The organism is Gordonia sp. NPDC058843 (genome assembly GCF_042743165.1).
GTDB lineage: Bacteria > Actinomycetota > Actinomycetes > Mycobacteriales > Mycobacteriaceae > Gordonia.
Window position 1 is genome coordinate 34,468 of record NZ_JBHYNC010000043.1, and the last position, 6,129, is coordinate 40,596.

The window sequence follows — 6,129 nt, forward strand, 5'->3', positions numbered from 1 at the left end:
CTACGCGGCGATCCTCACACACCCGATAGGATCTGGAGCCATGTCACAACCCGCGGCACCGTCGCCGAACGCACCCTCCCCCGACCGCCTCCGCGTCGCCGAGGAGGCACCCGGATTCATGCCGCTCGACGAAGCGCAGACGCTCTTCGAGATCGCCGGAGAGTATCTCTCGCAATCCGATTCGACGAAGGTCGGCGTGGAGATCGGCACCTACTGTGGAAAGTCCACGGTATTCCTGGGGTCCGCGGGTGAGGCACACGACGCCGTCATCGTCACCGTCGACCATCACCGCGGCTCGGAGGAACACCAGCCCGGGTGGGAGTACCACGACGAGTCACTCGTCGATGCGCACACCGGGACACTCGACACGTCGGCGCGCTTCCGCCGCACCATGTTCGACGCCGGACTCGACAACACCGTCGTCGGGTTGCTCGCGCCGTCGGCCGTCGCCGCGAGGGTCTGGGGCCGCCCGGCCGACTTCGTCTTCATCGACGGTGGACACAGCATGGAGGCGGCCCAAACCGACCTCGACGGCTGGGCGCCGTGGGTGCGCATCGGCGGCGCCCTGCTGATCCACGACGTCTTCCCCGATCCCGCCGATGGCGGCCGTCCGCCCTACGACATCTACTGTCAGGCACTGGAAACCGGACAGTTCACCGAGGTGCGCGCGGAGGGCAGCCTGCGCGTCCTCCGGCGCGACTCGGGTGAGGTCGGAGCGCCACTGCCGCGGAAAGACTGACCCTCCTTGAGACTCGGGCCCTTCGAGGCTCGTCGCTAACGCTCCTCACACCTCAGGGAGCAATGGTGGGTCGCCAACGCTCCTCACACCTCAGGGAGCAATGGTGGGTCGCCAACGCTCCTCACACCTCAAGATCCGCGGCCTTCGCGGCACGAAAGAACCCCCTGCTCCCTGAGGTGCGAGCGAAGCGAGCCTCGAAGGGCCTGGTGAGATACGTCGCCAGGCCCTTCGAGGCTCGTCGCTAACGCTCCTCACACCTCAGGGAGCAGAACGGTCGCGTCGCTTGCGATCCTCACACCTCAGGGAGCAGAACGGCGACCGCTTGCGATCCTCACACCTCAAGGACCACAGGTTCTGCGGCGCTTACGGATCAGGGAGCGGAGGTACCGCGGGCGCTGAGCTTCCGCGGCACTAGGCCCCTCCGGCCAACGCCCGCACCTTGCCGAGCACGTCGGGATATCGCTTCAGGTGCGCACCGCCGTTGACATCGAACGCGGCACCGGTGATCCAGCGCGCCTTGTCGGAGGCGAGAAACACTATCGTGTCGGCGATCTCGGCCGGCTCCCCGCTTCTGCCCAGCGGTGTGTTGTCGAGATAGTCCTCGGTCAGGCCGGGCACGAAACCGATGCCTTCGGTCAGCGGGGTCATCACCAGTCCCGGCGACACCGCATTCACCCGCACCTGACGGTCGGCGAGTTCGAGGGCGGCCACCTCGACGAGCATCAGGACACCGGCTTTCGACGCGCAGTACGCCCCCATGCCGGCACCGGGCTGACGCCCGTTGAGCGAGGCGATACACGTGATGGATCCACCCTCGGTGATCCGTTGTCCGGCATGTTTGATCACGAGGAACGTCCCGGTGAGGCAGATGTCGACGGTGTTGCGCCACGCGTCGAGTTCGAGTTCGGTGAGGGCACCGGGATTCGACAACCCGGCACAGTTCACCACCGTGTCGAACTCACCGACGTCGGCGAAAGTGGTTGCGACCGAGACCTCGTCGGTCACGTCGAGGTGCACTGCCGTCACCCCGTTCCGGGCGCCCGCGACCTGCTCTGCACGCTCGACGTCGCGGTCGGCAACTACCACCTGGACCCCTTCGCCGACGAACGCATCGACAGTGGCCAGTCCGATTCCCGATGCACCTCCGATCACGACCGCCCGGCTCATCGCGCAGCGGCCTCCACGTCGCTGGTGTTGGACGCCAGATGCCTTGTCAGAAAGCTGATCTCATGTGCGACGCAGGGCTCGAAGAATTCGTTGCCGGCGAAGATGTCGAAGTGGTCGCACGGATAGTGCCGCACCTCGGCGCTCGCTTTGAAGGCAGTCTTGGACGCCGCGTGTGGCGGTGCAACGGCATCGAAGTCCGCGATCTGGAAGAGCACCGGGGCATTCACCCGGGCCGCGAACTTGTCGGCCCGGAATGATCCGATCTCGAGTCCGACCGAGGCATCGACCTCGTTGCGCCACGACGGCCCGGCGATCGCCCGATAGCTCTCGAGGTACCCGGGAGATGTCAGTGCGGCGCCCACGTCGCCGGGTTCTCCGACGACCCGCATCATCTTCGGCGCACGGCCCAACCGCCGCGCCACCGAACTCGCGACCGCGGTGGCAGTGGACCTGGCGATTGCCGCTCCGCCGACCTGCGCGTAGGCGATGCGGCCGGCGGCGAGCCCGTTGACCAGCGGGACCACCGCGATCACCGCCGCCACGTCGGTGCGATCGGCGGCCACGGTCAGCGCGTGCCCGCCGGACTGCGACACACCCCAGAGGATGATCCGCTCCGGATCCACTCCCGGCTGTTCCTTGGCCACAGCGACCGCCGCACGGTAGTCGTCGGCCTGGCGTTCCAGCGAGATCTCCTGCCGCGGCTCGCCTCCGGACAATCCGAAGCCGCGATAGTCGAACGCGAAGACCGCCAAGCCGGCGGCAGCGAACCGCTCAGCGTAGGGGGCCAGGCCAGAGTCTTTCGTCCCGGCGAAGCCGTGCGCCATCACGACGACGGGTCGCCTGCCGGCGGTCTCGAACGCCGATGACTCCGCACCCGGGAAGAACCAGGCGTCACATTCGGCATCGGAGGAGCGGAAACGTACGGTGGTCGCACCGTTCGGGGTGGTCATACGGAGGCTCCCTTCGTGACCAGGTCCGAGGCTATCCCCGCCCAGGTGGGCGGACCCTGTTGCCGCGCTCGACGCGTGCCCGCCGGGATCTCTTTCGTCCGCATGTTGTGTTCGTAGAGATAGTGATCCAACTGCTGAGTGTGCCGCGGGCGATCGAGCATGTGCCCGGTGTAGTAGTGCATGTCCGCCTCGATCGTCTGGTGCATCTCCGGCACCGACGGAAGCCGGTAGTGCCCGGTCGCATAGGCGCCGATCAGGCGCGCCTGGCATTCCACGAACGGGAACAGCGTCGGGACCGCCTGGGCGAAACCGGCGAACACGAGGTCTTCGATCCCCGGGTAGAACATCCGCTTGTAGAGATCGATCCGGTTGTCGGGCGCACTGATGAAGTCCGGGTCGAAGAACGGGAACGTGATGTTGTATCCCGTTGCGTAGATGATGATGTCGAAGTCGTCGGCGGTCCCGTCGTCGAAGTGGACGGTGGACCCGTCGAATCGATTGATGTTGGGTTTGGGGATGACGTCACCCGATCCCAGCCGCAACGGCAATTCCACCGACTGCGTCGGATGCGCTTCGAAGAACTTGTGATTCGGCGTCGGGAGGCCGTAGTCCTCTGGCCGACCTGCGGTCACCGGCTGCATGACCTGGACGAACTTGCGCTGCCAGGATGTGGGCAGGTAGGGCGTCGACCGGTAGTACTTGTCAGCAGGCTTGCCGCCGAAGTACTTCGGCACGATCCACGCGCCGGACCGAGTGGAGAGCGTCAGCTTGTTGTCCAGTGCCTTCGACGACAGCTCCACGGCGATGTCGGCCGCGCTGTTGCCCAGGCCGACCACGAGGATGCGCTTGCCCGTGAAGTCGTGCGGGGTGCGCGGATCGATGTAGTGGTGGGCATGCATCTCGATGCCGTCGAACTCGCCCGGGAAATCGGGCCAGCGCGGATCCCAGTGGTGGCCGTTGGCCACCACCAAGAGGTCGAACCGACGGCGTTCGCCGTGCTGGGTCTCGAGTTCCCAGCCACCGCCGTCCAGGCGGGTCGCGTGCTCGATCCCGTTGGTGAACTCGATCGAGGAGTACAGATCAAAGGCCTCGGCGTAGGAGTCCAGATACGCCTTCACCTGGGTGTGGTGCGGAAAGTCGGGGTACTCGTCGGGCATCGGGAAGTCGCGGAACGACAACTGATGCTTCGAGGTGTCGATGTGCAGTGACCGGTAAGCACTGCTGTGGCCGTTCGGATTCCCGAACGCCCAGTTGCCGCCGACCCGGTCCGAACTCTCGAAACAGGTGTACGGCACGCCGTAGTCGGTGAGCATCTTGCCGGCGGTGAGCCCGCTGATTCCGGCGCCGATGATCGCGGTGGTTGGTAAAGGCACAATGCCCCCTCGGTGGACCTGCTGTGGTCACGTGTGGATGTAGACACAATCTGATTTGTGTCTACACGATGAGACGTATCGTGTACACAGGTTCCGCGAACTGTCTACGACATAATCGCTTACATCCCGACCGACCGTCGGGACATGCAGGCGTGCGACGACCCCGAACGCAGGAGATGCCGGTGACCGAAGCCTCGACCACGACGGTCCACGAGCGGCTGCTCGACGCCACGCAGAAGTTACTCGCCGACAAGGGAATCCGGGCGACGACCATGCAGCAGGTCGCGGAGTCGGCGGGGGTCTCCCGCGCGTGGCTGTATCGGCACTATCCGGACAAACCGTCCATGATCGGCGCTACGATCGTCCGGCTGACCGAATCATTCTGGCGTGATGCACGTGCCGAACTCGACGCCATCCCAGACCTGGCCGGGCAACTCACCGGGGGCGTGCGCATCGGTCGGGGCGCCTACGACGACCCCGGCACCCTGCTGTTGAGGCTCCGGACCGAGGAGCCGACCGAGTTCGCCGAATGCGCAGGCGTCGGTGTCGTCAAACTGATCCCCGACCTGGCCGCATTCTGGCTGCCGTACCTCGAGCGGGCCGCCGCACGCGGTGAGATACACCCCGCGCACGACTTGCGCGAGGTGTCCGAATGGGTTGCACGCGTGCTGATCAGTCTCGGCACCTCGCCCGGCGAGGCCCTCGATATCGACGACGCAGGACAGATCCGGCGCCATCTCGACCTGTTCGTGATGCCGGGCCTGGCCACGCATCCGCCCGGATGAACCACTGCATGTCCAGTCCGCTCTGGCCTGGGTGACGCCGATCACCTAGACTGGTGTCCAGTCAACCGTCCGGATCGTGCGGACGACCGAACGACGCCGTCGGAGGGCCACATGGATTTCGGAATCGTGCAGTTCACCAGCGACCGGGGGCTCAAGCCCCACGTCCTGGCTCCACTCATCGAGGATGCGGGATTCGCGTCGTACTACGTCCCCGAACACGGACACATCCCGACGCGACGCGACGCGGCACATCCCCGGACCGGCGACGAGACCCTGCCCGATGAGCGCTATATGCGCACCCTGGACCCGTGGACGTCGCTCGCCGCCGCCGCAGCGGTCACCGAACGCATCCGGCTCGCCACCGCGGTGGCGCTGCCGGTGCAATCCGACCCCATCACGCTCGCCAAGACCATCGCGACGCTCGACCACATCTCGAACGGACGGGTCACGCTCGGCGTCGGATTCGGATGGAACCTCGACGAACTCGCCGACCACAACGTTCCGCCGAAGCGGAGGCGGACCATGCTTCGCGAGTACCTCGAGGCGATGACCGCGCTCTGGACACAGGAGGAAGCCGAATTCGCGGGCGAATTCGTGAACTTCGGTCCCAGCTGGGCGTGGCCCAAGTCGACGCAGGCACACATCCCGGTCCAGGTGGGTGCGGCTGGCAACGAGAAGAACTTCAAGTGGATCGCGCGCAGCGCCGACGGTTGGATCACCACACCCGGTGAAGAGGACATCGAAGGATCGGTGTCACTGCTCAAGCAGATCTGGTCCGACGCCGGTCGCGACGGTGATCCCGAGATCGTCGTGCTCGATTTCCGCCCGGTGCCCGAGAAGCTCGAGAAGTGGCGCGAGATCGGAGTCACCACAGTGCTGTACGGCCTACCCGACGACTCGGTGGAGCGAGCGAGCGGTTACCTCGCGAAGTTGGCCGGCAAGCTCGGCATCGCCCCGGCCGTCGTGTAGAACTCTCGCTTATTGAGGTGCGAGCGAAGCCAACCACCCCTGCCCCCTGAGGTGCGAGCGAAGCCAACCACCCCTGCCCCCTGAGGTGCGAGCGAAGCCAACCACCCCTGCCCCCTGAGGTGCGAGCGAAGCGAGCCACGAAGGGT

6 protein-coding genes are annotated in these 6,129 nt (G+C 65.9%); 3 read left to right on the forward strand and 3 right to left on the reverse strand.

Annotation, left to right across the window (positions count from 1 at the left end; all coding sequences use genetic code 11):
- The first annotated feature begins 40 nt into the window (after positions 1 to 40).
- The gene (locus ACFW3F_RS21160) at positions 41 to 739 is read left to right on the forward strand and encodes a class I SAM-dependent methyltransferase (RefSeq protein WP_388060910.1); all 699 of its coding nucleotides are present in this window, start codon (positions 41 to 43) and stop codon (positions 737 to 739) included.
- Between the two features lie 411 nt (positions 740 to 1,150).
- On the opposite strand, the gene ACFW3F_RS21165 is transcribed toward ACFW3F_RS21160, so the two are convergent.
- The 3 genes from ACFW3F_RS21165 to ACFW3F_RS21175 are packed head-to-tail and all read right to left on the reverse strand — an operon-like array spanning position 1,151 to position 4,229.
- Positions 1,151 to 1,906: an SDR family NAD(P)-dependent oxidoreductase gene (locus tag ACFW3F_RS21165; RefSeq protein WP_388060912.1), complete on the reverse strand. Its 756-nt coding sequence runs from the start codon at positions 1,904 to 1,906 to the stop codon at positions 1,151 to 1,153.
- Positions 1,903 to 2,856 carry an alpha/beta hydrolase gene (locus tag ACFW3F_RS21170; protein ID WP_388060914.1) on the reverse strand — a complete coding sequence of 318 codons (954 nt, stop codon included), beginning with the start codon at positions 2,854 to 2,856 and terminating at the stop codon, positions 1,903 to 1,905. The genes ACFW3F_RS21165 and ACFW3F_RS21170 overlap by 4 nt, the downstream gene beginning before the upstream one ends.
- Positions 2,853 to 4,229, reverse strand: a complete 1,377-nt coding sequence (locus ACFW3F_RS21175; protein WP_388060916.1) for a flavin-containing monooxygenase — start codon at positions 4,227 to 4,229, stop codon at positions 2,853 to 2,855. Before ACFW3F_RS21175 ends, ACFW3F_RS21170 begins: the two co-directional genes overlap by 4 nt.
- Positions 4,230 to 4,405: 176 nt before the next feature.
- Here ACFW3F_RS21175 and ACFW3F_RS21180 point away from each other — a divergent pair, with 176 nt between their 5' ends.
- Entirely contained in the window at positions 4,406 to 5,014 is a 609-nt protein-coding gene (locus ACFW3F_RS21180) for a TetR/AcrR family transcriptional regulator (RefSeq protein WP_388060918.1), read from the forward strand.
- Positions 5,015 to 5,125: 111 nt separating this feature from the next.
- The gene (locus tag ACFW3F_RS21185; protein WP_388060920.1) at positions 5,126 to 5,983 is read left to right on the forward strand and encodes an LLM class F420-dependent oxidoreductase; all 858 of its coding nucleotides are present in this window, start codon (positions 5,126 to 5,128) and stop codon (positions 5,981 to 5,983) included.
- Positions 5,984 to 6,129: the final 146 nt, after the last annotated feature.

Bases quoted from the DNA above. Each gene is read 5' to 3' on its own strand.
- ACFW3F_RS21180 (WP_388060918.1), top strand. From the start codon at position 4,406: ATGCCGGTGACCGAAGCCTCGACCACGACGGTCCACGAGCGGCTGCTC.
- ACFW3F_RS21165 (WP_388060912.1), bottom strand. From the start codon at position 1,906: ATGAGCCGGGCGGTCGTGATCGGAGGTGCATCGGGAATCGGACTGGCC.
- ACFW3F_RS21160 (WP_388060910.1), top strand. From the start codon at position 41: ATGTCACAACCCGCGGCACCGTCGCCGAACGCACCCTCCCCCGACCGC.
- ACFW3F_RS21170 (WP_388060914.1), bottom strand. From the start codon at position 2,856: ATGACCACCCCGAACGGTGCGACCACCGTACGTTTCCGCTCCTCCGAT.
- ACFW3F_RS21185 (WP_388060920.1), top strand. From the start codon at position 5,126: ATGGATTTCGGAATCGTGCAGTTCACCAGCGACCGGGGGCTCAAGCCC.